The sequence below is a fragment of the Priestia sp. MDV22-iso46 genome, from assembly GCF_058629175.1.
The window spans coordinates 427,767-453,662 of record NZ_JBZVWT010000001.1 but is presented as its reverse complement, the minus strand read 5'-3'; the positions used below and the strand labels follow the sequence as shown (position 1 = coordinate 453,662).

Below are 25,896 nucleotides of genomic sequence, written 5' to 3'. Positions count from 1 at the left end.
ATTATAAAACACTCTTAAGCAATGCAGACTGTTTTCGCTTTTTTCTTTTGTAGAGTATCCAGCCCGCTCCAGCCGATGATAATAAAAGTAGACTCAGCCCTAAAAAAGCCAGTCCTATACGATCGTTAGCCGTAACGTACGTAAAGAAGAAAATCAGTAAAATCCGAATTCCTAACGTAATAAAGCGAAAACAGCTGTCGACTCTTCCCACGATGATATTCGGTATTTTTTGCATCATAAACGTATTTCGAGCTACTCTTGTACCTGCATTTGCAAAAGCAAGAAGAAACACAATAGAAAAATAAATCGGCAGAAGTTTCATAAAGAAGAGGATAGATATGCCGAGTGCAAAAAGGCTTATATTAAGCATAACGGCTAGCTCAGTGCCTGTTCTTTTCATAATAGATACGATGAATACCCCTGCCGTTAATGCCCCGAAACCATATACCGCACTTTCAATTCCATATGCTGCTGGACTTGCTTTTAATTCTTGAGTCAGATAAATAGGAAATAAATAGTTCGTCATCATCACAGCGATGAAAGGCATAAAAGAAAGCAGTAAAAAAATAGAGACGGAGCGATTTTCTTTTATAAATGTTAAACCTTCTTTCATGGCAGTGTGTTTCTTGTCGCTTCGTTCACTGCTTTGTTTATATGGAATACTCCATAGACAAAGGAATGCAGCTATATACGTAGCTGCATCTACTGTTAAAATCCACTGAAGCGACCAACGAGTAATGACTAGACTCGCTATAGCGCCTGCAAGCATACTCGATAGCTGACCTTGTATTTCCATGATACTGTTTAATGATTGAAACGCATCTTTTGAAAAAACTTCTTGATTTAAAGCAAAAATCGTTGGATAAAAAAACGTGTAGTAAAGGTTTCCGGTTCCGTACAAAATTACGTAGTGAATCGTTGAATAATCGGTAACAAAACCGACGATTACAAATAACATGACCGTGATAAAACCTATCAATTCTACGGTTAACAGCAGTTTCTTTCGTGACATTCGATCAATAAGAACACCTATATAAGGAGTAGCCATAAAGCTAATCACCGTCATAATCAGCATAATCGTGCCAAATAATCTATTTCCATGTGGAGATGCAACTAACAGTAAAGGAATGGCAAGCATCGTAATACCGGAGCCGATAGAGGATAAAACATTAGCAGCTACTACGGCCTGAAAGCGCCGGTCTTTATGGAGCGCCTTCATCAAACATTTTGCTTAGCTTCTAAAATTTGCTTAGACACTTGTGTATACAGAGTCAGCTCATTAACTAATTCATGAATTCCGTTAGCTGCGTTTTTTCGTAAAGTCCCTTTTTCCAAGATGTCTGCAGGGTCTAATACCAACTGCTTAGATAGAACATTCGCATACAAAGCGCGTGTAACGGTTCTAAGGTTATTTAAAGCATTAATGACTCCTTTTCCTCCTCCTGATACTGCTAAAAGTGCTACGGGCTTATGCGCAAAATACGCACTGTTTAAGAAGTCAAATGCGTTTTTCAACGCTCCGCTCATAGCTCCGTGGTACTCGGGCGTCGCAAGTAAAATACCATCTGCTTTTTCTATTTTTTCAATTAGCTCTTGTACTTCTTCTGTTTCATACTGATGAGGTTCACCTGTGAATATAGGAAGCGATAATTGGCTTAAATCTAGAAAAGAACTTTGATAGCTTTTGTGAAGCTCTCTCGTCACTTGTGTTGTTCGACCTGTTTCTCTAGGACTTCCATTCATAATAAGTATGTTCATGTTTATCTACTCCTCTGTCGTTTGGTTATACGTATAGTATAGGGATGATTGAACTTTTTTTCGTCATGCTATTGATAGAAAGAAAGCTACCAATATAGACGGAGAAGCACAGAGAAAAACCTACAACTAAAGTCGTAGGTTAGGAAATTCCGTGCTGCACAGCATATAGAGCAGCTTGCGTGCGGTCTTGAACCCCAAGCTTCGATAAAATATTAGATACATGTGTTTTTACTGTTTTTTCCGTAATATGTAAGGCAACACCGATTTCTTTGTTGCTTTTTCCTTTTGCAATTTCTTTTAATACGTCTTTTTCTCGTTTTGTTAAGTGGTCAATAAAATTGACTTTCTTTTCGCTGCTTTTAGTTAAGCGTGTTAGCAAGTGTGTGGTGACTTTTGGATGAAGCTGATTTTCTCCGTTCATTAGCTTTCGAATAGCTGCTACAAGTTCATCTGGGTCACTTTCTTTTAGCTGATAGCCTGAAGCTCCAGCTTCTAGTGCCGGTATCACATGGTCTTGATCCGAAAAGCTTGTTAAAATCATGACTTGTATATGCGGTGCTTGTTTTTTTAATTCTTTTGTTGCTTCGATTCCATCGAGAACCGGCATCGATAAATCCATTAAAACAATGTGTGGTTCTAGGGATGTCGCTAACTTTAAAGCTTCCTCTCCGTTAGAAGCTTCTCCTACAATTTCTAAGTCTGGCTGCGTCTGTAAGAAAAAGACAAGCCCTTTTCGGACAACGTGGTGATCATCTGCGATTAGAATCTTTATTTTCATATGCGCTCCTTTCTGTTATGAAAGAGGAATAGATACTTCCACAACCGTTCCGTTTCCTATGCTGCTTGTAACAGATAGTTTTCCATTTAATCTTTTTATTCGCTCTTGCATGGTTTTTAATCCAAGCGTCGGCAATTCTGCTGAAGCACTATACATAAACCCATTGCCGCTATCTTGGACTTTCATAATCACTTGTTCTCTGCTTATATTTACGTTTAAATGTACATCTGCTGTACCCGCATGCTTTCGGCAATTATTAAAAGCTTCTTGGCCGACTCTCCACAGTGTCTCTTCAATCACAGCAGGCAAAACCGACACACCTTTAATTTGTTCTGTTACGTTAAGACCTAGCATTTGACCATAGCTTTTTAACGCACTGACAATGCCGTTTTCTAACCCTTGAGGACGAAGCTGCCAAATTAATGCTTTCATTTCCACTTGAGCATGCTGAGCGGTTTCTTGGATTAAGGAAAAAGTCTCTTTTAACTGCACATCTTTCGCTAAGCTGCTTCCGGCTTTGGCTGTGACATTAATTGAAAATAACAGTTGATTAACAGAATCGTGAAGATCTTTTGCCAGTCTGTTTCTTTCTTCAATAAGCTTTACCTCCTGCTGAGATTGAGTCAGCTTAATCCGCTTGATAGCCGTGCCAATTTGAAGAGCGACGGATCCTAATAAATCAAGCTCTCGCTGTTCAAAATGAATTTTATGAGGGGCAGCTACATTTAATAATCCAAAGCGCTCATCCCCTGCTTGTAAAGGAACCGTTGCGTGATGGGTAATGTCGTGTGTATCCCCCCACTCATGAATGACGGAATCTTCAAGTCTCTTGCACTCCATAATATTAGACGCTTTTTGAAGCCGGCCATCCATATACCGATCAACACACCAGCAGCTTCCGTTACACATAGGCTGAGCGGTTTTATTTAATAAAGCCGGCGGCAAATGCTGAGCGGCAATCATCTCATGTTTTCCATTTTCGTCAATAAAAAAGATCCATCCTGTTTGTAAATCTGTTATTTGCAGCAGTTTTAAAAGAGCATCGTGAAGCATTGTATGTAAATTAGTGCCTTCATTTAAAATCTCGGCAATGTCTTTTAAAATCTTAAGCTCTGAAATATGATCTTTTTCCATAGCCTCTCTCCTATATGATGTATTTTCCATTTTTTATTTTATCACAATTAAAGACGATTCCGGCTCATAGGACGTTATTTTTAAGGTGTTTACGCTTAGGTATGTAAGAGTTTTTGACATCAATAATAAAAATTTCAAAAAGTATGTCAGGTAGTTTAACAATTAGCTAGAGTCTTTACGTAAAACGAACTATACTACAGATAATTCACGTAAGAAAAGAAAAAACGAAAGGAAATGAGAAGAAAAAAATATTAAAATTAATACATTGAAAACGCTTCCAAATATGAAGGCATAGTGCTATTATATAATTATTAACAGAATAGGGATGTGAGAAAGATGAATAAATTATTTTTAGAAGAGTTACGATACATTATCTTGTGTGAAGTGCCTATGACAAAGTACCGAGTAGAGCAGCTTCAAGACAAATTTGATCAAAGCCCATACTTAATTAATGAACTTTATCAACTCCTATTCGAAAAGCGTCACATTTTAGCTTTTGTTGATGATATTGAATCATCCCTGTATGACTATATTGTGAATAAAGAAATGATGGATGCTAAAACGTATTATGGAGCTATTGCACATGTAGCAAATCTTTTCGGCGAAACGCCTACATATATAAAATGCAAAATAAAAAAATATAGACAGTCTTCGATTTCAAGTATCAGTGCCTAAAAGTTGCGCACATCTGATTCAAATAAAAAGCAAAAAAGAAATCCTAGCACAAGGGTTTCTTTTTTGTACCACTAACATATAGGGAGGAAAATAAGATGAAGACATTTTTTATCACGAATCGCTATTCGTTTCTTGAAACGCAAGTAAATGAATACATGCAATCTTTACTGGTAAAAACACCTGAACAAGTTATTTTATATTTCGAAAGACAAATTCGAAAGTATAAAGTATATTTACAGAAAAAACATCATTACCCAGAGTGTATGGTTCAATCTATCCACCGTTTGATTGAAGAATATTCATTAATTATCATCAGGGTGAAGAAATACATTAGTTATCAAAACAAGCTGATGAATAAACAGCTCTTAGAGCCGCAGTAAAACGAATCATTTTTTATGGTTCGTTTTACTGCGGCTCTGCCGTTTTACTCCTCATATTTTAGCAGTAAATGCAGAACAGCGGGACGTTCTTCAAGATTTTTGTATGAGTGTACATGACTTCCTTCAAATTTTATAGAGTCAAATTGTTTTAGCTCGTATAGCTCTTCTTCTATTTTCATTTCGATTCTTCCTTCCATTACCGTTGCTACTTCAATTAATCCTTTATGATGAGGTTCGGGACAGTATGTAGCGAGAGGAGAAAGAAAGGCTCGGTACATTTCAATAGTTGAATCTATTTGATTTTGAAAAATAAATTCTACTTTCCACGCTTCGTCCGGTCCTTTGAGAGAAAAACCTTCTCCGCACTTAGATACAGCCACTGAAGGTTCTACTGACACTAATTTAGTTAAAGGGATATTTAAACCTGTTGTTATTTTCCACATTACTCCTAGGGTTGGATTAGTCTCCCCTCTTTCAATTTTCCCTAACGTAAGTTTGCTCACTCCCGTCCTATCTGCTAATTCATCGAGTGTGAATTCTCGCTGTGTTCTTATTTTTCTAAGCTCGTTGCCTACCTTTTTCATCATTTCTTCTGAATGCATTTTTACCTTCCTTTCTTTTGTATATTATGGTACACTTTTTTTGTATCTAAGTATACTATAATATATATTTAGGTATTTTTATTAATTAGGAGGAAAAAGTATGAAAGCAATTTTATGGGGGCTTCTCTCGTCCATGTTCTTTTCTGCTACATTTATTGTGAATCGCGCCATGAATGTATCTGGAACAAGCTGGGCTTGGACAGCATCTCTTCGTTTTTTATTAGCACTACCTATTTTACTCATTTTAGTACTTGTACAAAAGAAGTTTACACCATTATGGATGGAAATGAAAAAGCATCCTTTCGCTTGGTTAGGCTGGGGAACTCTTGCAGGAATTGGATTTTATTCATTATTAAGTTTTTCTTCACTTTTTGGACCGTCATGGCTCATAGCTGGAACGTGGCAAGTAACGATCTTGGCAGGTGCGCTCATTTCTCCACTTTTCTATGTAACGATTCAAACTGCAGACGGAAACAAAAAAGTAAGAGGAAACATTCCACTCAAAACGCTTGGTATTTCAACGTTTATTTTAGCGGGTGTGGTTCTCATGCAAGTTAAAGAAGCTGAAAACATCACGCTTTCACAGTTTGTGTTGGGTTTTCTCCCTGTCGTCATGGCTGCTTTTTTATATCCGCTTGGAAATCGAAAAATGATGGAAGTTTGCAAAGGGAAATTAGATACATTTCAACGTGTTTTAGGTATGGCTATCGGCAGTATACCGCTAAGTATCATCTATGCGATATATGGATTTTATACAACTGGTATGCCAACAGCTCCTCAGTTTTCGCAAGCTTTTATATTAGCGATGAGTTCAGGTGTAATTGCGACAATGACGTTCTTTCACGCAACAGACTTGGCAAAAGAAAATTTAGCTTTGCTGGGAGCTGTCGAAGCAACTCAATCGGGCAGCATGATTTTTACAGTGTTTGGAGAAGTGTTTTTATTAAATGGGCGTGTGCCAACAGGGATAGCTTTAGCTGGTATGATGGTAATCGTAATCGGAATGATTATGAACAGTATGCTAAACAAAAAAACAAAACTGTCTTCGGCCGGTCCTTCACGTACTCTATCAAAATAAGAAAAGAGGAGATGAAAATCTGTTTAAAGGTTTTCATCTCCTCTTTTTAATATTCGAGATGATTGTTCCAATAGCGATTCCAAAGCACAGGGAATCGCATCTGTAAACCATCCTCATCATCTTCATCCCAATCAAGATCCAAATCTTGCTCATCGTACCACATTGGATCAAACTGGTCATATTTATCATAATAGTAGTCGTTATCTAAACCTGTCTTTTCTTCATAAGCTTCACACGCTACAGCAAGTAATTCTTCTAATTGAGGAGCATAGCCTTCTACTTCTAGTGGTTGAAGAACAGAAATCATCGTCTCAGGAGATTCAATTGCTTTATAATAAATGTCTTTTCCTTGATATAAAAGCCACGCTCTAAAATAATCAAAACAATCATCTGAACAACCGCCCATTACAATATAAGCTGCTGCCCACAATGAAGAAGTATAGGATTGATCAAAATGCTGATTTAACAGCTGATCAAAGCGGAAAATGTCTTTTTCAGAACGCTTTGCTAGCGTTGAGCGGAGCCATTCCATTTGCTCGTCGACATCTATTTTTGTCTTCGCCTTTTTTATCAGTTCCCAAAAGAGATCCTCTGACATCGTGCTGTCTTTCATTACTTGCATTGAACAAGTTAAAGGCTTATACCCTTTCTTCAATTTTGCACGAATCAGCTTTTCAGCTTCCGCTTCACAAGCTTCTGCGGAAGCAAACTCTTTTACTTGCATGCGACCGGCTGTATCAACTTTTCCAAAGTGAATGACTAACTTGCTGTCTCTTCTTTCAACTTTCCAAAATTTATTCGATTGCTCATCTTTATACACTAAGGTTATTTGCATGATACATTCCCCTTTTTCATCCTACTACTATTGTGAATATTTCTCTTTTTACAAGTTATGTAGAGCCATGGCGCTTCATAATACATTTTCTTTCCTTTTGTAACATGTTCCAGTTGATTTTAATTCTTTCTAAAGTTTGTTAAAAGCTGAAGCGCTATTTTTTGATTATATTTCGCTCAGCATTTAAATTTAATGCTACTGATACAGTTCAAACAGCGAGAAATTAAAACATCATGTATGTAATATTTCACTTGTTTGTTTTTTTGTTGCATTTACAACATTTTGTTTTTCCTTTATACTCTTTCATATCAGATATCTTTATTATACAAAAAAGAATCATAAATTCGCAGCAAAGGAAGGATTTTAATGAAAATTAAGCAAGTTACAACAAAAGAGCAGCTTGAAGAAGTATTTCATATACGTAAAACAGTGTTTGTTGAAGAACAAGGCGTGCCATTAAAAGATGAATTTGATGAACATGAGGAAACGGCAAAACATATGTTGATTTACTATAACAATGAACCGGCAGCTTCTGGTAGATTCCGCATAGTAGACGATTACGCCAAAATAGAGCGGATATGCGTATTAAAGGAATTTAGAAAATACGGGCTCGGAAAAGAAGTGGTGGCCAGCTTGGAAGAAGCAGCGAAAAAAGAAGGATTAACTCAAGCTAAGCTTCACGGTCAAGTTCAAGCTGAATCATTTTATCATAAATTAGGGTATAAGACTGTTTCTGATGTATTTATGGAAGACGGTATTCCACACGTTATAATGAAAAAAGAATTTACGTTTTAAAAATCTTCTTGTACACAGTTACTTCAGTAAAGAAAAAGGCTCTCTACTGAGAGCCTTTTTTGTACTATCAGATTTTCATAATTCCGCCTGTGCTTGCAGAAGTTACAAGTTTAGAATATCTTGCAAGATAGCCTTTTTTCACTTTTGGCTCAAAGCCTTTCCAGTTTGCTTTTCGTTCTTCCCAAACATCTGGAGAAACTTGAACATTCATCGAACGATCTTCAATGTCAATCACGATGTGGTCGCCATCTTCTACAAATGCTAGCGGGCCGCCTTCAGCAGCTTCTGGAGATGCGTGGCCAATTGATAATCCACGAGAAGCGCCAGAGAAGCGTCCGTCCGTTAATAGAGCTACTTTTGCACCTAGTCCCATTCCCATGATTTGAGAAGTTGGAGCTAGCATTTCAGGCATTCCCGGGCCGCCTTTTGGTCCTTCATAACGAATGACTACGACATGTCCTTCTTTTACTTTGCCGTTAGCAATACCGTGCAGCGCCTCGTCTTGAGACTCAAATACAATTGCTGGTCCTTCGTGGCGAGTAATGCCGTCTTGAACACCGCCTGTTTTAATAATCGCGCCGTCTGGAGCTAAGTTACCAAATAATACAGCAAGTCCGCCTTTTTCGGTGAACGGCTTATCGATTGGATGGATAACATTATAGTCTTTTACATCGCATCCGGCAATGTTTTCACCTAGCGTTTTTCCAGTAACTGTCATAGTATCTAAATGAAGAGCCCCTTCTTTTTTAGATAGCTCGTTTAAAGCAGCTGATACGCCTCCTGCTTCATGTAAGTCTTCAATAAATACATCAGAAGCCGGAGCCAGCTTTGCCAAGTGAGGCACGCGTTCTGCCACTTCATTAATACGCTCTAATGGATACTCAATTTCAGCTTCATTCGCAAGAGCTAGCGTATGAAGAACTGTATTTGTAGAACCACCTAACGCCATGTCCAAAGCAAACGCGTTGTCGATTGCTTTTTCTGTTACGATATCACGTGGTTTTAAATCTAATTTAATTAATTCCATAAGCTGTTTAGCTGATTTCTTAACGAATTCTCTACGTTCAGGAGCAACTGCTAAGATTGTACCGTTTCCAGGTAAAGCAAGTCCTAACGCTTCAGCTAAGCAGTTCATTGAGTTCGCTGTAAACATTCCTGAACAAGATCCGCATGTCGGACAGCCGAATTGTTCTAATTCAAGTAATCCCTTATCATCAAGTTTACCAGCTTGATGAGCTCCTACGCCTTCAAATACTGAAGAAAGAGAAATCTTACGACCGTCGCTCGTTACGCCAGCCTTCATTGGTCCGCCGCTAACAAAAACTGTCGGAATATTCAGACGTAATGAAGCCATTAACATCCCAGGCGTGATTTTATCACAGTTTGGAATACATACCATTCCATCAAACCAGTGAGCAGATACTACCGTTTCAACTGAGTCAGCAATGATTTCACGACTTGGTAATGAATAGCGCATACCGATATGTCCCATCGCAATACCGTCATCTACACCGATAGTGTTCATTTCAAAAGGTACGCCACCAGCTTCGCGAATCGCATCTTTTACGATTTTACCAAACTCTTGCAAGTGAACATGACCTGGTACAATATCAATATATGAATTGACAACCGCAATAAACGGTTTGCCGAAATCCTCTTCTTTTACACCAGCTGCACGCAGTAGGCTGCGGTGCGGTGCTCTGTCGAATCCTTTTTTGATCATGTTACTTCTTAATTCTGCCACAATAATTCCCTCCGTATTCATCTAACCTATTAAAAACTGAATCTTTTTAAATTATTTAATAATTTTTAATATAAATACTAATTTAACAAATCACATAAAGGTTTGTAAAGGTTTATGACAAAATAATCATTTTTTATTTCAAAATAGTAAAATCACCCGCATAAATTAGTATAATATATACATATATCCCTTATTTTACAAGGGGAGGCGGAAGGTGGATGCTGAGCATGAAACAATCCTTTTATTACAGAGGTCATCAGGAAAAAGAAATATTTGCACAAAAATGGGATGTTGAAAACAATTCTGCAAAAGGCGTTGTTCAAATAGCCCATGGGATGGCCGAACATATTGGACGCTACGAATACTTTGCTAATGTATTAACTCAACATGGCTACATCGTATATGGAAATGATCACCGCGGTCACGGTCAAACAGCTTTAAAAGATGAAGAAAAGCGTTTTTTTGCTGAAGAAAATGGTTTTGACACCGTAGTTTACGACATGATTGCTCTGACTAATCACATTTCAACGGAACACTCCGGTCTACCAATCTTTCTTTTCGGTCACAGCATGGGTTCTTTTCTAACGAGAAGATATATTCAATTGAATACAGAGCACATTTATGGTGTGATGCTCTCAGGTACTGGCAGCATTCCTTCCCTTTCACTGAAGGGCGGCATATTAGCTGCGACAATAGAGAAAAAAAGAAAAGGATTACGATCTGCTAGTCCATTGCTTGATAAACTTTCTTTTGGACAGTATAACAAATCCTTTCATCCTGCTCGAACACCTTTTGACTGGTTAAGTCAAGATAATGAGGCTGTAGATTTATATGTAAATGACCCTTACTGCGGAGGAGTTTTCACAGCGGGATTTTTCTATGACTTATTAACAGGAATCAAACAAATCTCTAACTTAGCTAATATAAAGCTAGTACTATCAAACCTGCCTGTTTATTTAATATCTGGAGAACATGACCCAGTAGGCAGCTATACAAAAGGGGTACTCAAAGTATATAACGACTTTAAAAAAGCCGGATTGCAGGACGTAAGCTACCGCTTTTTTACACAGTGCCGTCATGAGTTGCTTAATGAATTAAATAAAGATGAAGTGATAGAAGATATACTAAATTGGCTTGACGTGCAAATGGACAAAAAAACGGTTCGTGTCTAGACACGAACCGTTTTTTTTATTAAGCAAATACAGATGTTAATACAGGCACTACTTGTTTTTTACGTGATACAACGCCTTCTAAGACAGCTGTATTGTTTTCAAGCGTTACGTTGTATGCTTCTTCTACTTTTGAAGCAGCAGAACCCAATGCTAATGCAGTAGAGTTGCTGTTTAAAATATCTGTAACAACTAAAAGGAATAATTGTAATCCTTTTTCTTCGATTGTTTTAGTAATAGCTTCTTCCAATTCAACTTTGCGTACTAAAACGTCGTTTACGTCAATTGCATTCACTTGTGCAATTTCTACTTTGCTTGTACCCATGCTGAATTCTTTAGCATCTAATGAAATTAATTGTGAAGCTGTTTTATCGCCTAAGTCAGCTCCAGCTTTCAGCATTGCTAATCCGTACTCTTCTGCATCTACGCCTGCAATTTCCGCTAATTCTTTAGCAGCTGCAACGTCCTGGTCTGTGCAAGTTGGTGATTTGAATAATAAAGAATCAGAAATGATAGCTGATAGCATAAGACCTGCGATGTTAGGTTCGATTTCTACGCCGTTTTCTTTATACATCTTGTTTAAGATCGTTGCCGTACATCCAACTGGCTCTGCACGATAGTATAAAGGATCTGCTGTTTCAAAGTTAGCAATACGGTGATGATCAATTACTTCAAGCACACGAACTTGATCAATATCGTTTGCACTTTGTTGGCGTTCGTTGTGGTCCACTAAAATAACTTCATTTGTTTCTTTAGATACTTCATCAACGAAACGTGGTAGTTCAGCGTTGAACTTTTCAAGAGCAAATTGCGTTTCACCGTTAATATCGCCTAATCGAACTGGTTCAGCGTCTACACCTAATTTATTCTTTAAATCAGCGTATGCAATTGCAGAACAGATTGTATCTGTGTCAGGATTTTTATGTCCAAAAATTAACGTCTTTGCCATCTTAAATCTCTCTCCTTCTTACGTATGTAAATAGCATTCTTGCGTAAATTTAGTTAATTCGTTCACGCAACATTGCCATTTTAACATAAACTTTTACATTATTTTAATTTTTTTGCGAAAAATGATATTCATCCGCAGATATTTTGCCATTTTGTATCTTTTTCATAGTAAAAACACCTCTATTTCCGATATAAATAGAGGGTTTTATACGTTCATTATATAAAAGTTAGCGATAAAATACAACCCGTCTCTCTATTACTTGATAGATAACTTAAACGCAGTATCTTGCCACTTTTGATAAAGAAAAAGTAGAACAGCAACAACCATCATTAGTACAAATAATAAAAAATGATTCATTTCCTTCAGTGTATAAATATTTAGCTTTTCAAAAATAGGATTCATAACAAATGCTTGAAACAAATCAAATGCTGCGTTGATAATCATAAACATCCAAAAGCCAGGATAGGTAAAAAAAAAAATAAAAAGCGTGCCTATTATAAATATGCCAAAAGGAAAAGGCGTCATATTAACGAAAAAAAAAAGAGTTTTATTCACTTCCCACCAGTTAAAGTCATCTGCAATTTGAAAAACCATCGTTAACAATACCACTCCAAATAGTTATACAGCCATATACCGCTTCACTCGCTCTTTATCCACTGCAAAAAGCAATAGCCAAGGACCGATAAAAAACATCCACATTACAATTTGCGCCATGAACATTCCGCCTTTCATTTCAAAAAAAGAGAATATACATTACTCTGTCCTTTTTTGGTTATCGTCGCAGTGTAAAATCGAAATGTTCATTTACTTTGGCTCCTAGCTCTTCAAGAAACTGCTGAGCCGTCATTCCTTCTACGCTTTGGGTATACCAAGCAAGCTGAGATTTTTTATGAACATTGTTGTAATATACATCTCTTGACCAATATGTTTTTGATCGGTATGTATAATTAAAGTGAATGAATAGTTCACTCCCGTCTGGACACTGCAACAATACGCGGTAATGTGGATTACGACGATTTTTATCTAAACTCATTTCTTTGATCTGTGCTAACATTATTCACCTCTAAAGCCATTACTTAATCATTTAAAGGTAAATGCCACACCTCGCTATATCCTAGCTCTGCCATCAACTAGAAAATCATATATTTTCTAAAATTCTACACGATATAGGACAAAAGAGGAAGAGATAATTTATTGATGGACGTGTAAAGTTTCATATAAATCTTTTAGCTGCTCAGGGTATTGAGACCTTACGTAATAACCCGTGGGACGGTGCTCGATTAAATGAGAAGCAAACAAATAGCCGATGAGCACGTGCATTTGTTCATCTGAGGTTTCTTGGCTTAATTCTCCTTCGAGTCGTTCAGCTAAGTGTGAAGCCAGCTGTTTAATTTTTTCATCATGTGATAAAAAAAGCATTTTGTTCCCCCTTATAACGAATAAGTAATGCTGTGAATTTCAATAAAGACAAAGTATTGCTTTTATAAGGAAAATTATATTTTATTTTACAATAAAAGTATATAAACAGTTCTAAATATTCAAAAAAATAACTCGTTTCTTTTGGACTATTCGGCAATAAAAAAAGAAGCGGGAGCTGTCCGCTTCTTTTACGTAAAAAGATATTCGGCTACCGAAATTTATTCTACTTCCACTGCCCAGCCGAATGGGTCTTCCACTGTACCATTTTGAATACCTGTTAGAGTGTCATACAGTTTTTGTGATACTTCTCCTGTGTTTCCATCGTTGATGACCATTTTCTCGTTATTCCAAAATAGTTCGCCAATTGGAGAAATAACTGCAGCTGTACCTGTTCCAAATGCCTCTTCTAGTTTGCCTTCGGAATAAGCTTGCTTAATTTCTTCCATAGAAATACGGCGCTCAGTTACAGGCATATCCCAGTGTTTTAGCAGCTCAATGATAGATTTACGCGTAATTCCTTCCAAAATGCTTCCGTTCACAGATGGCGTTACTACTTCTCCATCGATTTTGAAGAAAATATTCATGCTTCCTACTTCTTCAATGTACTTGCGTTCAACTCCGTCTAACCACAGTACTTGTGAATAGCCTTTTGAGTCAGAAAGCTGCTGAGCTTTTAAGCTTGAAGCATAGTTTCCGCCTGTTTTAGCTGTCCCTGTCCCTCCGGCTACAGCACGAACAAATTCGCTTTCAACCGCAATTTTTACAGGAGCAATCCCTTCTTTGTAATATGAACCAACTGGAGAAAGAATAATGATAAATTGATAGCGGTCAGATGGCGCTACTCCTAAGTAAGGCTCTGTTGCGATGACAAACGGGCGAATGTATAGTGATGTACCTTCAGCAGTAGGAATCCATTCGCGGTCAATTTTAATCAGCTGCTTTAACGCTTCTAGCGCTAAGTTTTCATCAACATGAGGAATACAAAGACGATCGTTTGATTTATTTAAACGTTTGAAGTTCTCATCTGGTCTAAATAATAATACTTGCTCTTTTTTTGTTACATATGCTTTTAGTCCTTCAAAAACAGACTGCCCGTAATGAAAGATCATGGATGCCGGATCTAATGTGATAGGTTGATAAGGGACAATACGAGCATCGTGCCATCCTTGGCCTTCTGTATAATCCATAATGAACATATGGTCCGTAAAGACTTTCCCGAATTGCAATTGATCAGATTGCGGCTTTTCTTTTTTTGTTTGACTTAGTGTTACATCGATTGAATAAGTTGTCATAGTTGTTTCTCCTTGCTCTTTATATTTACGGGTTTTTCGCTTAAACCTCTATATAAGTTACATTGTACAACTTTAGGGAAGAGTGTCACAATAGTTAGAGACGAAAAATTCTAAAAATTTTATAAAAATTATAAAGAAATAGCACCTAATCGAATTAAGTGCTGAATTGAAAAGGTTTTCTTTCTAAAAAAACTATTTCTACATTTTATTTATAACTATTTATAAACCAATTTTCACTCGAAGCTTTTCATCTTGTATTGAAAATTGTTTGATTTTCCCTACTGGAATGACCTTCACTTTATCAATTTCATTGAGATTGATATGAATTTGTTTTTCTTCATACGTAGTAACAGGCGGCTTGTGAAAAATTCGATAGTTGATCCAATTTTGATTAAGAGGTTTCATTTCATGGATTTTGAATAGAAGCGTACGTTCTTTTGCCTCAAGAGGTTCTAGCACAATGGAAAATGGAATTCTCACCAGAAATTTTTTAATAATTCCATTCACGTGAATATAGGAGTCTTGAAATGAAATAGAGAATTGCTGAATTTGATCTTGCTTTGTCATTTGCTTTTGAAAAATTCGCATGAGCATAGAAGCGGATATAGGAACGGTTACGCCACTTTCAGCCATCTTTTCTTTCATTTTTGCCTGCACATCATCACTAATTACATCGTTTAACTTTCTCTGTACCCAATCCTTCATGATGCACCTCCACTATGAAGTTATCTTGCTGTTTCCTCTAACGCACGAATTGAAGCTGTTAAATGGTTTGACACGTCGGCAAGGCGATCTTTTGTCAGTTTATCTTCTCCAAGGTAGATAGGTTTTCCAAAGGAGATAACAATAGGAACCTTCGAAAATAGTTCTTTTACATTTGCGGGTCCTTTGTAAACCGCGGGTACAATAGGAACCTTTGCTATACTCGCTATAGTGACTGCTCCTCTTTTTAAGGGAACGTCTTCCTCTGTTCGCGTGCCGCTAGGAAAAATCCCGACGATATGTCCTTCTTTTGCTAATTTAATAGGTGTTTTAATGCTGCTGGGTCCCGGGTTGTTACGATCTACTGGGAATGCGTTGAGTTTTTTTAATACATTACTAGTGAGTATATGATTAAAAAGCTCCTTTTTTGCCATAAAATGAATTTGGTGAGGCAAAATAGCCGCACCAAGCGCTACAACGTCTACCCATCCCTTATGCGAACAAGCGATCACAAAACCTGTGTCTGTTGGTAAAGACTCTTTATTCCTTATGTAAAGCTTACCTCTTCTTTTCAATAAAAATTTCCATACGTGAGCCGCAAGATTATACATAAACATTTCCTCTTCCCTCTATTATTTGAAAATATATACAAAAATTATATCACTTACTATTAAGAGTTGGTACTAAAAATTAATGTAACATCTTTTTACAAGATAGCTTACCTACTTCTCTATATATTGTAAAAAAGTAGATATCGAATCCTCTATTTTTAGTCAACTTAACTAATGACATCCCTTAAAAAACATTTTACTATTAATGTATTATTATAAATGTAATATTTATTGACATTACATGTGATATAATTAAAGGAGGTTTTTAGGTGAATAACCAAAATCGACCGTTTCGACTAGCTTCATTGGGATTACAGCACGTACTCGCTATGTATGCGGGTGCCATTCTCGTTCCGCTGATGGTGGGGCGCGCATTGAATTTAAATGCCCATGACTTATCCTATCTTGTGGCCATTGATTTACTAACATGCGGACTAGCTACGCTGCTGCAGGCATGGACGAACAGGTGGTTTGGTATTGGTCTTCCTGTTGTACTCGGAAGCTCATTTGTAGCGGTGACTCCTATGATTGCAATTGGAACTCAATATGGAATTAGCGCTGTTTACGGAGCGATTATTGCCGGTGGTATTTTCATCGTACTGGCAGCAAGTTTTTTAGGCAAAATTATTAAATTTTTCCCTCCCGTTGTCACCGGAACGGTTGTGACGATGATTGGTTTATCGCTTGTACCATCCGCTGTCCGAAATATGGCAGGAGGAGTGGGAAGCAAAGATTTTGGTTCTCTTTCTAATCTTCTTCTTTCTTTTGGTGTTCTAGCGCTTATTTTAATTTTAAATCGATTTTTCAGCGGTTTTCTTCGTTCTCTTTCTGTATTGATTGGAATTGTAGCCGGAACAATAGCCGCTGTATTAATGGGAAAAGTTGATTTCACTAATTTTAATGAAGCTTCTTGGCTGCACGTTCCCACTCCTTTTTATTTTGGGATGCCTACTTTTGAAATCGGCCCTATTTTAACAATGATTCTCGTATGCTTGGTCATTATTATTGAGTCTACAGGCGTATTTTTAGCGTTAGGAAAGCTGTGTGATCGGGAATTAACGGAAAAGGATTTTACAAAAGGCTACCGTGCCGAAGGAATCGCCATTGTTCTTGGAGGGCTATTTAATGCTTTCCCTTACAATACATTCGCTCAGAATGTAGGACTGGTTCAATTATCGAAAGTGAAAACAAAAAATGTAGTGGTAGTAGCCGGCTTCATTCTCATATTACTGGGGCTTGTTCCGAAAATAGCTGCTTTTACAACCATTATTCCCACCCCTGTTTTAGGAGGAGCAATGGTCGTGTTGTTTGGTTTAGTTATTTCATCAGGCATCAAAATGCTAAGTGCTGTTGATTTGTCCAAACAAGAAAATTTGCTGATTATTGCGTGCTCTCTTTCACTCGGCCTTGGTGTAACGGTGGTACCTGATTTATTCGCTCAGCTCCCAAATGCTTTGCGCGTAATTGTAAGTGATGGAGTTATTACGGGAAGTTTGGCTGCCATTTTATTAAATCTCTTTTTTAACGCATCAATTGAACGAAAAGTACCTTCTGTCTCTTTGGAGAAGACAGATTATTCAGAAATAAAATAAAGGTGGTGTAGTATGAATAACGTATCCGTACAGTATGTAAATCAGCTTAGCAAGCAGCATTTTGTTTCACTAGTTGGTGATATATTTGAACATTCACCTTGGGTTGCAGAAGAGGCTTATTCTAAAGGCCCTTTCTCTTCCGTTGAACAACTTCATGCCATGATGAAAGAAATTGTAGCGCAAGCATCTGTAGAAAAACAGCTGCAGCTGCTGCAAGCTCATCCAAATCTAGGTGAAAATATTGCCATGACATCTGCTTCTACCGAAGAACAAACCAAAGCAGGCTTACAAAACTTAACGCAAGATGAGTATGAACAGTTTTCTTCTCTCAATGGAACGTATATGGAGAAGTTTCCTTTTCCTTTTATTTTGGCAGTACGAGGCAAACAAAAAGAAGATATCTACGAGGCAATGCAAAGTCGTTTACTAAATACTGAGCAAACAGAGTTTGATACAGCGTTAGAAGAAGTATATAAAATTGCTTTCTTTCGCTTAACTGATAAAATTACTGAAGATAAGGAGACAAAGAAACGAGCATGACTAAAATCACAACGCATATTTTAGATCTTACCCACGGATGTCCGGCTGCTTTTGTCAAAGTTGATTTTTATCATATTCAGTCGGAAAGTAAACGAATAAAAATTTCACACGGTACTACAAATGAAGACGGGAGGTTAGTAACTCCGCTCTTCTCTTCTGAAGCGTTTGAATCAGGAGATTATGAACTTCTGTTTCATATTGGGGAATATTATAAAAAACAAGAGGTCCAAACAACAAATCCCCCCTTTTTAAATCAGGTTTCTGTTCGAGTCGGATTGTCTTCTGAACAAGAACATTATCACGTCCCTTTGCTTGTGTCACCGTGGGGATACCAAATTTATAGAGGAAGCTAAAAAAAGAAACGGCGTCTTTAAACGTCGTTTCTTTTTTAGTTGAGCAATTTAGACATATAGTACTCATCAATAAACAAACCGCCAATTCGCAGTGAATGTTTTTTTGTTCCTTCAATTTCAAATCCTCCTTTGTCATATAAAGAAAGAGCCTTTTCATGCTGTATAGCGACTGTCAGTTCAAGACGATGAATACGGTGTTCTCTCGCCCATTCTTCAAGTGCACCGATTAAAGCTGTCCCAATCCCTTGATTTTGAAACGTCTTTCGAATACCTAATGTTAGAGAAGCGATGTGAGCGTTTCGGTTAGCTTCCCCCCCTGTTGCAGCTATATATCCCACAAGCATCTCGTTTTCTTCTGCTACAATAATCGTAGAGTTTGGCTGCTGCTTAAAGATTTCGATGTTTTTCTCCTGCTGATCTGTGCTCAGCTTTCGCTCTCCGCTTTCAAACAGCATAAACTTACTTTCTTCTTCAATCTGTTTAAGCAAATCTACAAAGTTTGCAGCATCATGTAATTCTAGTTCTCTAATTTGCATGCTGATCCCCCTTTTTGTGTGTCCCTTTTGTTTGTATATGTATTGGTTCACCTTTATAAAATATAGCTTTACAGTTTCTTACGAAAAATACGACTTTTTAAGAAGCGGAAGTAGAACAAAAAACCTACTAATCTCCCTTTTTTTGAAATGCTTTTTTCCTCTGTATAATTTTAAATCACTTATCAACTTCTGTAAATTTTTTAGATTCCCTCTTTTAATTTCCATTTTTCTTCCTTTTCTATGGGTTTGATTTTGATCTAAGGAGACCTTTTATAGAAAACATATGACTATTATCCTGTTTTTCATGAAGAAAGAAAGCAATAAATGTAATTTTACTTGTAATCGTTTAAAATAGAAAAAGTGGAAATTTCATGTACATATCCTCCTTAATTATTGGTCTATGAAAGGAAATTATTATGAAAGTACAATCCGCAAAATGTGGTGTATATGTCTTAAGCGGTCTAGGAGCTGTTATAGTGTTCTTCTTACTTTTACTTAAGAACAGTGCTTTCTTTCTAGAGGAAGAATACGATCAAAACAAACCTGAAGCTGCGCTTGCGGTCAACGAACATACCTATCACCTTCACAAAGGTTCTATTAACTGGTCAAACGGCCGTTCAACAACAAAAAAAGAAATAAATGTATATGATTTATATACATACATATCGCAGCAAAAAAGTATCCCATTGCAGCAGCAACAATTGGTTAAGCTCCATTTTTCGAACTTAGACGGTGCTTATATTCGTAGTGTGAGTGTGCATATATGGAGAGATAACGGTGAAAAAACCAAGCTGTTTGTCAAAAATAATGAATTTAAGGTTCCTAAAAATCAAGGTTTGTACGTTGTTGATATTGCGATTAACTCTACAAGAGGAACAATGCAATATGCGGCAAATGTGCAAATACAGTAAGTTTTTATATATTTATGTTTGGTCGAGAAAATCGGATAAGAAAACTCTTGTTGCAAGTAGGAAACGATGTATGGAATAAAAAACGGTGAAAAAGAAGTATTAAAAATATAGTGAAGCATTCAAATAAAAACCCTAACTTCTTCAGTAAATAATCTCACACAAAAAAAGAGAGCATAAGCTCTCTTTTTTATAAAATGAAAAAGACGTCCACGTAGGACGTCTTTGATGCGTTTGTGGCGGGGACCGTGTGACCACATTCACACGTTTAGCTCGAAAGCATGTCCTTCGACTTACACAAATTAGCTCATCGCTTTATTAATATAACATCCGCCACAGAAAAAAGCAATCAATTTTTAAATAGTTTTTTCTATTTATACATATTTCGCGAGAATCCACAAAATAATATGCATGCGTAGCTATTCACTCTCTACATTTTCAGTCTATTTTAACTCATGTACGAATATACTAATAGACCAACCTATACGCAGTTTTTGAAAAAGGATGTGAATAGCTTGTTTCAAATCACTGATTTCCCTGAATTTTCATGGTCGTACTCCAGACATAAAATGGTCACACAGTGCAACCGAAAGTATGCATATCATTATTATGTCTCACATAACGGATGGCTTGACAGCGCTTCTGCGCAGTCTCAGAGCGCTTATCGTTTAAAAAAGGTTTCCACTTTATCTATGTACGCCGGACAAGCCGTGCGTCAAGTGATTACAGAGGCCATTTCTGACTATACATCTACAAAGCTTGTCCCAAATGAACGGAACTTAGCGGAGAAAGTGCAGCAGCTACTAAATAACGCACTGCGTGATTCTACTGACTATGGAGAGCTTTGGTATCATAAGCCTGCTCAGTATAAGATGCTTTTAGAATTCTACGAAAACGGCTATATTTCTAAAAAAGACCTTAAAGACATGCAAAAACGGGTACACATTTGTGTACATCACTTTTTACAAAGTAAATCTTTTTGCGACATCGTATCTTCACCTTTTTTAGAAGTGGAGCCTCATCAGTCGTTTCGTTCTATAAATGTGTATGATCATAAAGTATATGCGCCTTTTCATTCTCTTTTTAAAAATCCAGTCACAGACGAATTTACGATTGTTGATTGGAAAATAAGTAAACAAACAAAAGATGATTTGTTTCAACTGGCGATATACGCCCTCTACGTGCTAGCTGAATATAATATTTCCGTTGATCAGATAAAAGTCCGAAACGAATACTTGCTTTCAGGCAGTGCGCGTACGTATCAGCTTACTCTTCACGAAATTGAAGCTGTTCTTCAGCAAGTTGATACAAGCATTGATTATATGAAAACTTTTTTGGAAGACTCAGAGGTAAATCAGCCTCTTCCGCTTGAGCATTTCCCTCAAACAGATACGCCTGCCTCCTGTCACGGCTGTGCATTTAAAGAATTGTGCCAAACGGGATAAAAAACAGCTGAAGATGATCTATATTTTTTGCTAAACTTTTTTATTGTCAAAAGAACCTTTGCTAGCATATAATTTGCATTAAGGAAACATTTTATACTTCATATAAAAAAATTAGCTTAGGCTATTTATTGTTCATCAAAGAAAGGAGCACTAGACATGAAAGATCAAAACGGCAGTAAAGCATTATCAGCTATGCAGCTAAGTGCTCAAGACGTATTGTCGGGTAAAACAAAAGGAATTAAGCGATTATTACCTTTCTTAGGGCCTGCTTTTATCGCAGCGGTTGCTTATATTGACCCAGGTAATTTTGCTACTAATATTGCAGCAGGCTCTCAATACGGATACATGCTGCTTTGGGTTGTATTAATTTCTAACTTAATGGCTGTCTTAATTCAATCGTTATCAGCTAAATTAGGGATTGCAACGGGCTTGAATTTACCCGAGATAGCACAGGAACACTTCCCGTCCTTCGTTTCTTTTGGGCTTTGGATCCAAGGAGAATTGGTCATTATGGCGACGGATTTAGCAGAATTTATTGGGGCTGCTCTTGGAATTTATTTATTATTTCATATTCCTCTGTTCCCAGCTGCACTTATCGCAGCGGTAGGCTCTTTTGCTATTTTAGAGTTACAAAGACGAGGTGTTCGACTGCTAGAAGCAGCTATTGCGGCGATGGTTTTTATTGTGGTATTAGCTTTTGGGACTCAAATGTTTCTTGCGCATCCAGACGGCGCAAGTGTTGTCCACGGCTTATTTGTCCCTCAGTTTCACGGAACAGACAGCGTGCTGTTAGCTTCTGGGATTTTGGGTGCTACAGTTATGCCACACGCGATTTATTTGCACTCAGCTCTTACGCAGCGCCGCGTGGTAGGAACTACAGAATCGGAGAAAAAAGCGATTTTCCGCTTTGAATTTATTGATATTGTGATTGCCATGATTATCGCTGGTGCAATTAATGCAAGCATGCTGATTGTCGCAGCCGCTCTATTCTTTAAAAACGGACTAAACGTGCAAGATTTGGACGTGGCTTTTACACAATTTGAACATTTAATTGGTCCCTTTGCAGCTATTGCGTTCGGAGTTGGATTATTATCTTCAGGACTTTCAAGTTCTTCGGTCGGAACAATGTCTGGAGATGTCATCATGCAAGGATTTATTAAACGCAGAATTCCTTTATATCTTCGCCGGTTCATTACAATTATTCCGCCGCTTTTGATTATCGGATTGGGCGTAAATCCAACAAGTGCACTAGTTGTCAGTCAAGTTATTTTATCGTTCGGAATTGCCTTTGCGCTCGTTCCTCTTATTATGTTTACGAGTAATAAAAAAATCATGGGCGGATTGGTTAATCATAAAGCAACAACCACTGTAGCTTGGGTGATAGCTGCATTAGTCATTTGTTTAAATATCTTTTTGATTTATCAAACGATAGCATAGTAAATCAAACTTTCAAGAAAAAACAAAAAAGAGACCCTAAAAAGTTAGATATAGTCTAACAATTGGGTCTCTTTTTTATTATTTTTTATTAAACGATAGTAAAAATGAAGTAGACGAGAGTTCCAATAATGGCCGACAGTACTAAGCAACCCAGTGGGGATAAATAAGAATAGTTTTCTTTACGGATTGAAAGAATGCGATCAACAATAAAAATAAGAATGACGCCCATCATTCCGAATTCAAACATTAATAACCCAAAAATGGCGTGAAATATGAATGACATGATAAAATCAATTTTTTTACTACGGTCTTTTACAAAAGCACTGACTAATAAATCAACGATAACCGTGCCTAACGTCCCCATTATTAAAAAGAAGGGTGTAAAAAATAAAAGGTATAAAGGAAATAAATCAATGAAATGCGGACTGGTTTTTTTAATAGAAAAATTGGGAATTGACTCTTTTATACCTGGCATAAAACAAAAAAGTAAAGTAAAAAGAAACGCAGCTATAATAGCGGCTGATAGCTTTCTATTTAAATGCATGTTTATTTTTTTATTACTAAATTCAGTAGTTGTTTTTGTATGTTTATGATTCATATGTCTTTAACGTGATGTACGCACCTTTTCCTTTCTCATAACTTTTTTATTTATATTTTATGTCTATCTTTTGTTACCAGCAGTTACAATGATACACGTTCTTTTTGAACTTGACTACACTAACGCGCTTTATGTCTATTCTCTTTTTCTTTTTTTCTTTTTGTGTCTATCGTTTGCTCCGCTTCCCTTGTATATTCCTTCTTTTTATTCAGGGGTTGTAGTATCATTTGCTCTTTTTATGGAAAACAAGATTATTTTATAAAAAAACGCCTTCTTTTTCTATAAAGCAAAAGATAGACGTTTTATGTAGTTAATAATTCTGTTTGGCTTCTTCAAACTTAAACACATCCGCTCGTTCTGATTGCTGTGTAATTAACAGGTTATACGTATGGTTGGCCTTTTTTGGAATTTTAAATGCAACATCGAGGTTAAGTGGTTCATCGTCAGATAGTGACGGTAATGAAAAAGCTGTCCACAGGGTGTGCGGGGTTTCTGTCGATAAATTCCCTCCATCAGACGGTTCGTAAGTTTGATGAGTTACTGTATCTTGTAATGTAAACGTTGTGTCGTTTAATACTACAGTCGAATGTTCATTAGGTGTTCGCTGAAACTGAACGGATACGACAATGTACTGGGTGTTTACTTGTTTAGCTCCTTTAACAGGATAAAATTGCGCATCCGTTGTGGACACATAATATTGACCGTGTTTTGATCGTTCTCCAAATGCTAATCGATCATCGGTTTCATCTTCTTGAGCTACCCGACTTACAGGGGCCATCGTTTCATCTGTTGCTGAAATGGTGTCTGTTCCCGGGGCATGTTTAGGTTGAGGGGTTTTGTAAGTGACGTGCGTATCGCCTTGTTTGTCTTCACAAGCGGCGAGACTTGTGAACAAAGCAGCAGCTACAAGGCTTCTGGTAACTATTTTCTTCATGTTATTCCTCCAATGACTAGTCTATATACTATGCTATATGGTATTTATCTGGGAATCAAGGATAAGATTAGTACAATGTGAATGAAGTCAGTGGGATTTGGAACGGATATAGGACCTGCAAAGACTGCTGTGCTTATTTTTATAACAAAAAAGAGACGATTTCCGCCTCTTTTTTGTTTGTTCGTATTATGAATTTAGTTCATCTAAAATTGAATGCAGTTCACTTAAATGGGTAATTTCATAAGTAGGAATGACTTCATTTCGCTCTTTATCGTGACGATTAATCCATACAGATTTCATTCCAACGCGAGAAGAACCCAGTATATCTGTCATTAAATTATCTCCAACCATAATCGCTTCATCTTTCTTTAAATCCATAAGTGATAAAGCATGGTCGAAAATAGATGGATCAGGCTTACCGCGGCCAAATGCACCTGAAATCACAATCTCATCAAAATATGGAACTAGTTCTGATGTAATATCTAATTTGGTATTTTGTAAGTCAGGTGAACCGTTTGTTAGCAGCAGCAGCTTGTACTTTCCTTTTAATTGATCAAGTACTTCAAACGTTTCTTCGTATACAAACGGTGTTTTGCGGCGCTCTAATGGAAAACGCTCAGCTAGCTCTGCTCCAAAAGCATCATCGTGAATTCCTAGGGCACGAAGACCTCGAGTCCAAGCTTCTTTGCGATAAGTAGGAACAATATCTTTCATTTTGCGGAATTCATCATGATCGTCTAAAAAATTTCCCCATAATCCTTCAAATGGATTAATGCCAATCATTTGCGTAAACTCATAGGTTTCATACGAAGCATATAATTCTCTTGCTTCCTTACGCACCGCTTCTTCTAGTTCTTCAGGTTTTAAATTATATTTCTCACTTGCATATGTACATGTTGCAACGAATGCTTCTTTTACGCTTTTTTGATCCCAAAGTAGCGTGTCATCTAAGTCGAAAAATACCGCTTTAATCATGGATGTGTGTACCCCCTACTGTTTTTGAAAAAGTTTAACTATTCTTACACTAGATTACAAGGATACACACAATAAGTCTAGTGTATTTGCGATTTATTCTGTAAATTTATTTTTATAAAGCGTCCTCTTTACAAACAAATTTACAGAAATAAAAACAGCTGATATAATCACAGCATGTATGTATGCAGGAGGTTTTATATGGAATCGTTAGAAGAAATATTCGGCATTCCCACAGTTCGTACAAGTAAGCGCTTAAGCAGAGTAGTTGCCGCACGCTTGCGCCCTTTTGGGATTACGCCAGAACAGTGGACCGTTTTAAAACGCGTATCAGAAGCTGAATATAGTACGCAGAAACAATTAGCTGAACGAGCGGATAAGGATCAAGCGACGCTGACTAAAATTTTAGATTTACTAGAAAAACAAAATTGGATTCAGCGTATCAGAAATCCAGAAGATCGCCGCTCGTTTTTTATTCAAATAACAGAAGACGGCCTGCGTTTAAAAACAGACGTAACGCCTGCTGTGGAGCAGGTATTTTTCGAATTGACGTCCGAATTAAACGAACAGCAGGTAAAAATTTATACCGAAACTTTACAAAAACTTGAATACCGCGCCGAGCAATTGCTTCAAGACGCAGAAGACCTGCGTTAAATACCC

General features: G+C 37.2%; 30 protein-coding genes. 12 read left to right on the top strand and 18 right to left on the bottom strand.

All coding sequences use genetic code 11. From position 1 onward, the window contains the following. Position 1 precedes the first annotated feature (1 nt). From AC4NPH_RS02395 to AC4NPH_RS02380, 4 genes are all read right to left on the bottom strand, one after another. The gene (locus tag AC4NPH_RS02395) at positions 2-1,219 is read right to left on the bottom strand and encodes an MFS transporter (RefSeq protein ID WP_013057197.1); all 1,218 of its coding nucleotides are present in this window, start codon (positions 1,217-1,219) and stop codon (positions 2-4) included. Further along, positions 1,219-1,758 (bottom strand): NADPH-dependent FMN reductase, encoded by a 540-nt coding sequence (locus AC4NPH_RS02390; RefSeq protein WP_491938552.1) that lies wholly within the window; start codon positions 1,756-1,758, stop codon positions 1,219-1,221. Before AC4NPH_RS02390 ends, AC4NPH_RS02395 begins: the two co-directional genes overlap by 1 nt. 139 nt (positions 1,759-1,897) lie before the next feature. After that, positions 1,898-2,536, bottom strand: coding sequence for a response regulator (locus AC4NPH_RS02385; RefSeq protein WP_013057199.1), 639 nt, complete (start codon positions 2,534-2,536; stop codon positions 1,898-1,900). Between the two features lie 15 nt (positions 2,537-2,551). Next, entirely contained in the window at positions 2,552-3,670 is a 1,119-nt protein-coding gene (locus tag AC4NPH_RS02380) for a GAF domain-containing sensor histidine kinase (RefSeq protein ID WP_013057200.1), read from the bottom strand. A 336-nt stretch (positions 3,671-4,006) separates the two neighbouring features. On the opposite strand from AC4NPH_RS02380, the gene AC4NPH_RS02375 reads away from it, so the two are divergent. Next, entirely contained in the window at positions 4,007-4,345 is a 339-nt protein-coding gene (locus AC4NPH_RS02375) for a hypothetical protein (RefSeq protein ID WP_013057201.1), read from the top strand. A 95-nt stretch (positions 4,346-4,440) separates the two neighbouring features. Further along, on the top strand, positions 4,441-4,725 hold the full coding sequence (locus tag AC4NPH_RS02370) for a hypothetical protein (protein ID WP_013057202.1): 285 nt from the start codon (positions 4,441-4,443) through the stop codon (positions 4,723-4,725). Between the two features lie 44 nt (positions 4,726-4,769). Here the strand turns inward: AC4NPH_RS02370 and AC4NPH_RS02365 are convergent, their stop codons facing one another. Beyond that, complete coding sequence (locus tag AC4NPH_RS02365; RefSeq protein WP_013057203.1) at positions 4,770-5,327, bottom strand: helix-turn-helix domain-containing protein; 558 nt, start codon at positions 5,325-5,327, stop codon at positions 4,770-4,772. A gap of 100 nt (positions 5,328-5,427) precedes the next feature. On the opposite strand from AC4NPH_RS02365, the gene AC4NPH_RS02360 reads away from it, so the two are divergent. Then, positions 5,428-6,405: a DMT family transporter gene (locus AC4NPH_RS02360; RefSeq protein ID WP_098196531.1), complete on the top strand. Its 978-nt coding sequence runs from the start codon at positions 5,428-5,430 to the stop codon at positions 6,403-6,405. Positions 6,406-6,451: 46 nt separating this feature from the next. Here AC4NPH_RS02360 and AC4NPH_RS02355 read toward each other — a convergent pair whose 3' ends face one another. Then, a complete protein-coding gene (locus AC4NPH_RS02355) occupies positions 6,452-7,240 on the bottom strand; it encodes a DUF4240 domain-containing protein (RefSeq protein ID WP_013057205.1) in 789 nt (262 codons plus the stop codon). Between the two features lie 366 nt (positions 7,241-7,606). On the opposite strand from AC4NPH_RS02355, the gene AC4NPH_RS02350 reads away from it, so the two are divergent. After that, positions 7,607-8,035 (top strand): GNAT family N-acetyltransferase, encoded by a 429-nt coding sequence (locus AC4NPH_RS02350; protein ID WP_013057206.1) that lies wholly within the window; start codon positions 7,607-7,609, stop codon positions 8,033-8,035. A gap of 67 nt (positions 8,036-8,102) precedes the next feature. On the opposite strand, the gene ilvD is transcribed toward AC4NPH_RS02350, so the two are convergent. Next, on the bottom strand, positions 8,103-9,779 hold the full coding sequence (gene ilvD, locus AC4NPH_RS02345) for a dihydroxy-acid dehydratase (protein WP_013057207.1): 1,677 nt from the start codon (positions 9,777-9,779) through the stop codon (positions 8,103-8,105). Between the two features lie 227 nt (positions 9,780-10,006). On the opposite strand from ilvD, the gene AC4NPH_RS02340 reads away from it, so the two are divergent. Further along, positions 10,007-10,951: an alpha/beta hydrolase gene (locus AC4NPH_RS02340; RefSeq protein ID WP_491938551.1), complete on the top strand. Its 945-nt coding sequence runs from the start codon at positions 10,007-10,009 to the stop codon at positions 10,949-10,951. A 19-nt stretch (positions 10,952-10,970) separates the two neighbouring features. Here AC4NPH_RS02340 and AC4NPH_RS02335 read toward each other — a convergent pair whose 3' ends face one another. From AC4NPH_RS02335 to AC4NPH_RS02305, 7 genes are all read right to left on the bottom strand, one after another. Then, complete coding sequence (locus AC4NPH_RS02335; protein WP_013057209.1) at positions 10,971-11,897, bottom strand: manganese-dependent inorganic pyrophosphatase; 927 nt, start codon at positions 11,895-11,897, stop codon at positions 10,971-10,973. Between the two features lie 255 nt (positions 11,898-12,152). Beyond that, positions 12,153-12,500, bottom strand: coding sequence for a hypothetical protein (locus AC4NPH_RS02330; protein WP_255286317.1), 348 nt, complete (start codon positions 12,498-12,500; stop codon positions 12,153-12,155). A 169-nt stretch (positions 12,501-12,669) separates the two neighbouring features. Beyond that, the gene (locus AC4NPH_RS02325; RefSeq protein WP_029321983.1) at positions 12,670-12,951 is read right to left on the bottom strand and encodes a hypothetical protein; all 282 of its coding nucleotides are present in this window, start codon (positions 12,949-12,951) and stop codon (positions 12,670-12,672) included. 137 nt (positions 12,952-13,088) lie between these two features. Further along, on the bottom strand, positions 13,089-13,316 hold the full coding sequence (locus AC4NPH_RS02320) for a hypothetical protein (protein WP_063671674.1): 228 nt from the start codon (positions 13,314-13,316) through the stop codon (positions 13,089-13,091). A gap of 218 nt (positions 13,317-13,534) precedes the next feature. Then, on the bottom strand, positions 13,535-14,608 hold the full coding sequence (locus tag AC4NPH_RS02315; RefSeq protein WP_013057210.1) for a branched-chain amino acid aminotransferase: 1,074 nt from the start codon (positions 14,606-14,608) through the stop codon (positions 13,535-13,537). Positions 14,609-14,827: 219 nt separating this feature from the next. After that, positions 14,828-15,313, bottom strand: coding sequence for a hypothetical protein (locus AC4NPH_RS02310; RefSeq protein WP_013057211.1), 486 nt, complete (start codon positions 15,311-15,313; stop codon positions 14,828-14,830). A 20-nt stretch (positions 15,314-15,333) separates the two neighbouring features. Then, positions 15,334-15,921 (bottom strand): lysophospholipid acyltransferase family protein, encoded by a 588-nt coding sequence (locus AC4NPH_RS02305; RefSeq protein WP_013057212.1) that lies wholly within the window; start codon positions 15,919-15,921, stop codon positions 15,334-15,336. A 269-nt stretch (positions 15,922-16,190) separates the two neighbouring features. Between AC4NPH_RS02305 and AC4NPH_RS02300 the strand changes: the two genes are divergently transcribed. From AC4NPH_RS02300 to uraH, 3 genes are read left to right on the top strand one after another with little or no spacing between them, the layout of a single operon-like run. Continuing rightward, on the top strand, positions 16,191-17,513 hold the full coding sequence (locus AC4NPH_RS02300) for a nucleobase:cation symporter-2 family protein (protein WP_013057213.1): 1,323 nt from the start codon (positions 16,191-16,193) through the stop codon (positions 17,511-17,513). Between the two features lie 12 nt (positions 17,514-17,525). Next, positions 17,526-18,053: a 2-oxo-4-hydroxy-4-carboxy-5-ureidoimidazoline decarboxylase gene (gene uraD / locus AC4NPH_RS02295; RefSeq protein ID WP_013057214.1), complete on the top strand. Its 528-nt coding sequence runs from the start codon at positions 17,526-17,528 to the stop codon at positions 18,051-18,053. Further along, positions 18,050-18,406: a hydroxyisourate hydrolase gene (gene uraH, locus AC4NPH_RS02290; RefSeq protein WP_013057215.1), complete on the top strand. Its 357-nt coding sequence runs from the start codon at positions 18,050-18,052 to the stop codon at positions 18,404-18,406. The genes uraD and uraH overlap by 4 nt, the downstream gene beginning before the upstream one ends. Before the next feature lie 35 nt (positions 18,407-18,441). Here uraH and AC4NPH_RS02285 read toward each other — a convergent pair whose 3' ends face one another. Then, a complete protein-coding gene (locus tag AC4NPH_RS02285; protein ID WP_013057216.1) occupies positions 18,442-18,942 on the bottom strand; it encodes a GNAT family N-acetyltransferase in 501 nt (166 codons plus the stop codon). A 416-nt stretch (positions 18,943-19,358) separates the two neighbouring features. Between AC4NPH_RS02285 and AC4NPH_RS02280 the strand changes: the two genes are divergently transcribed. The 3 genes from AC4NPH_RS02280 to AC4NPH_RS02270 all read left to right on the top strand — a co-directional run bounded on the left by AC4NPH_RS02280 (position 19,359) and on the right by AC4NPH_RS02270 (position 22,732). Next, positions 19,359-19,853, top strand: a complete 495-nt coding sequence (locus AC4NPH_RS02280; protein ID WP_013057217.1) for a hypothetical protein — start codon at positions 19,359-19,361, stop codon at positions 19,851-19,853. A gap of 512 nt (positions 19,854-20,365) precedes the next feature. After that, positions 20,366-21,295: a PD-(D/E)XK nuclease family protein gene (locus AC4NPH_RS02275; RefSeq protein ID WP_013057218.1), complete on the top strand. Its 930-nt coding sequence runs from the start codon at positions 20,366-20,368 to the stop codon at positions 21,293-21,295. A gap of 156 nt (positions 21,296-21,451) precedes the next feature. Continuing rightward, the gene (locus AC4NPH_RS02270; protein WP_029321999.1) at positions 21,452-22,732 is read left to right on the top strand and encodes an Nramp family divalent metal transporter; all 1,281 of its coding nucleotides are present in this window, start codon (positions 21,452-21,454) and stop codon (positions 22,730-22,732) included. 88 nt (positions 22,733-22,820) lie between these two features. On the opposite strand, the gene AC4NPH_RS02265 is transcribed toward AC4NPH_RS02270, so the two are convergent. The 3 genes from AC4NPH_RS02265 to AC4NPH_RS02255 all read right to left on the bottom strand — a co-directional run bounded on the left by AC4NPH_RS02265 (position 22,821) and on the right by AC4NPH_RS02255 (position 25,239). Further along, positions 22,821-23,330: a hypothetical protein gene (locus AC4NPH_RS02265; protein WP_013057220.1), complete on the bottom strand. Its 510-nt coding sequence runs from the start codon at positions 23,328-23,330 to the stop codon at positions 22,821-22,823. A gap of 310 nt (positions 23,331-23,640) precedes the next feature. After that, positions 23,641-24,264 (bottom strand): hypothetical protein, encoded by a 624-nt coding sequence (locus AC4NPH_RS02260; protein ID WP_240530769.1) that lies wholly within the window; start codon positions 24,262-24,264, stop codon positions 23,641-23,643. Positions 24,265-24,450: 186 nt separating this feature from the next. Next, a complete protein-coding gene (locus AC4NPH_RS02255; RefSeq protein WP_013057222.1) occupies positions 24,451-25,239 on the bottom strand; it encodes an HAD family hydrolase in 789 nt (262 codons plus the stop codon). Positions 25,240-25,437: 198 nt separating this feature from the next. Here AC4NPH_RS02255 and AC4NPH_RS02250 point away from each other — a divergent pair, with 198 nt between their 5' ends. Then, positions 25,438-25,890: a MarR family winged helix-turn-helix transcriptional regulator gene (locus tag AC4NPH_RS02250; RefSeq protein WP_029322006.1), complete on the top strand. Its 453-nt coding sequence runs from the start codon at positions 25,438-25,440 to the stop codon at positions 25,888-25,890. Positions 25,891-25,896: the final 6 nt, after the last annotated feature.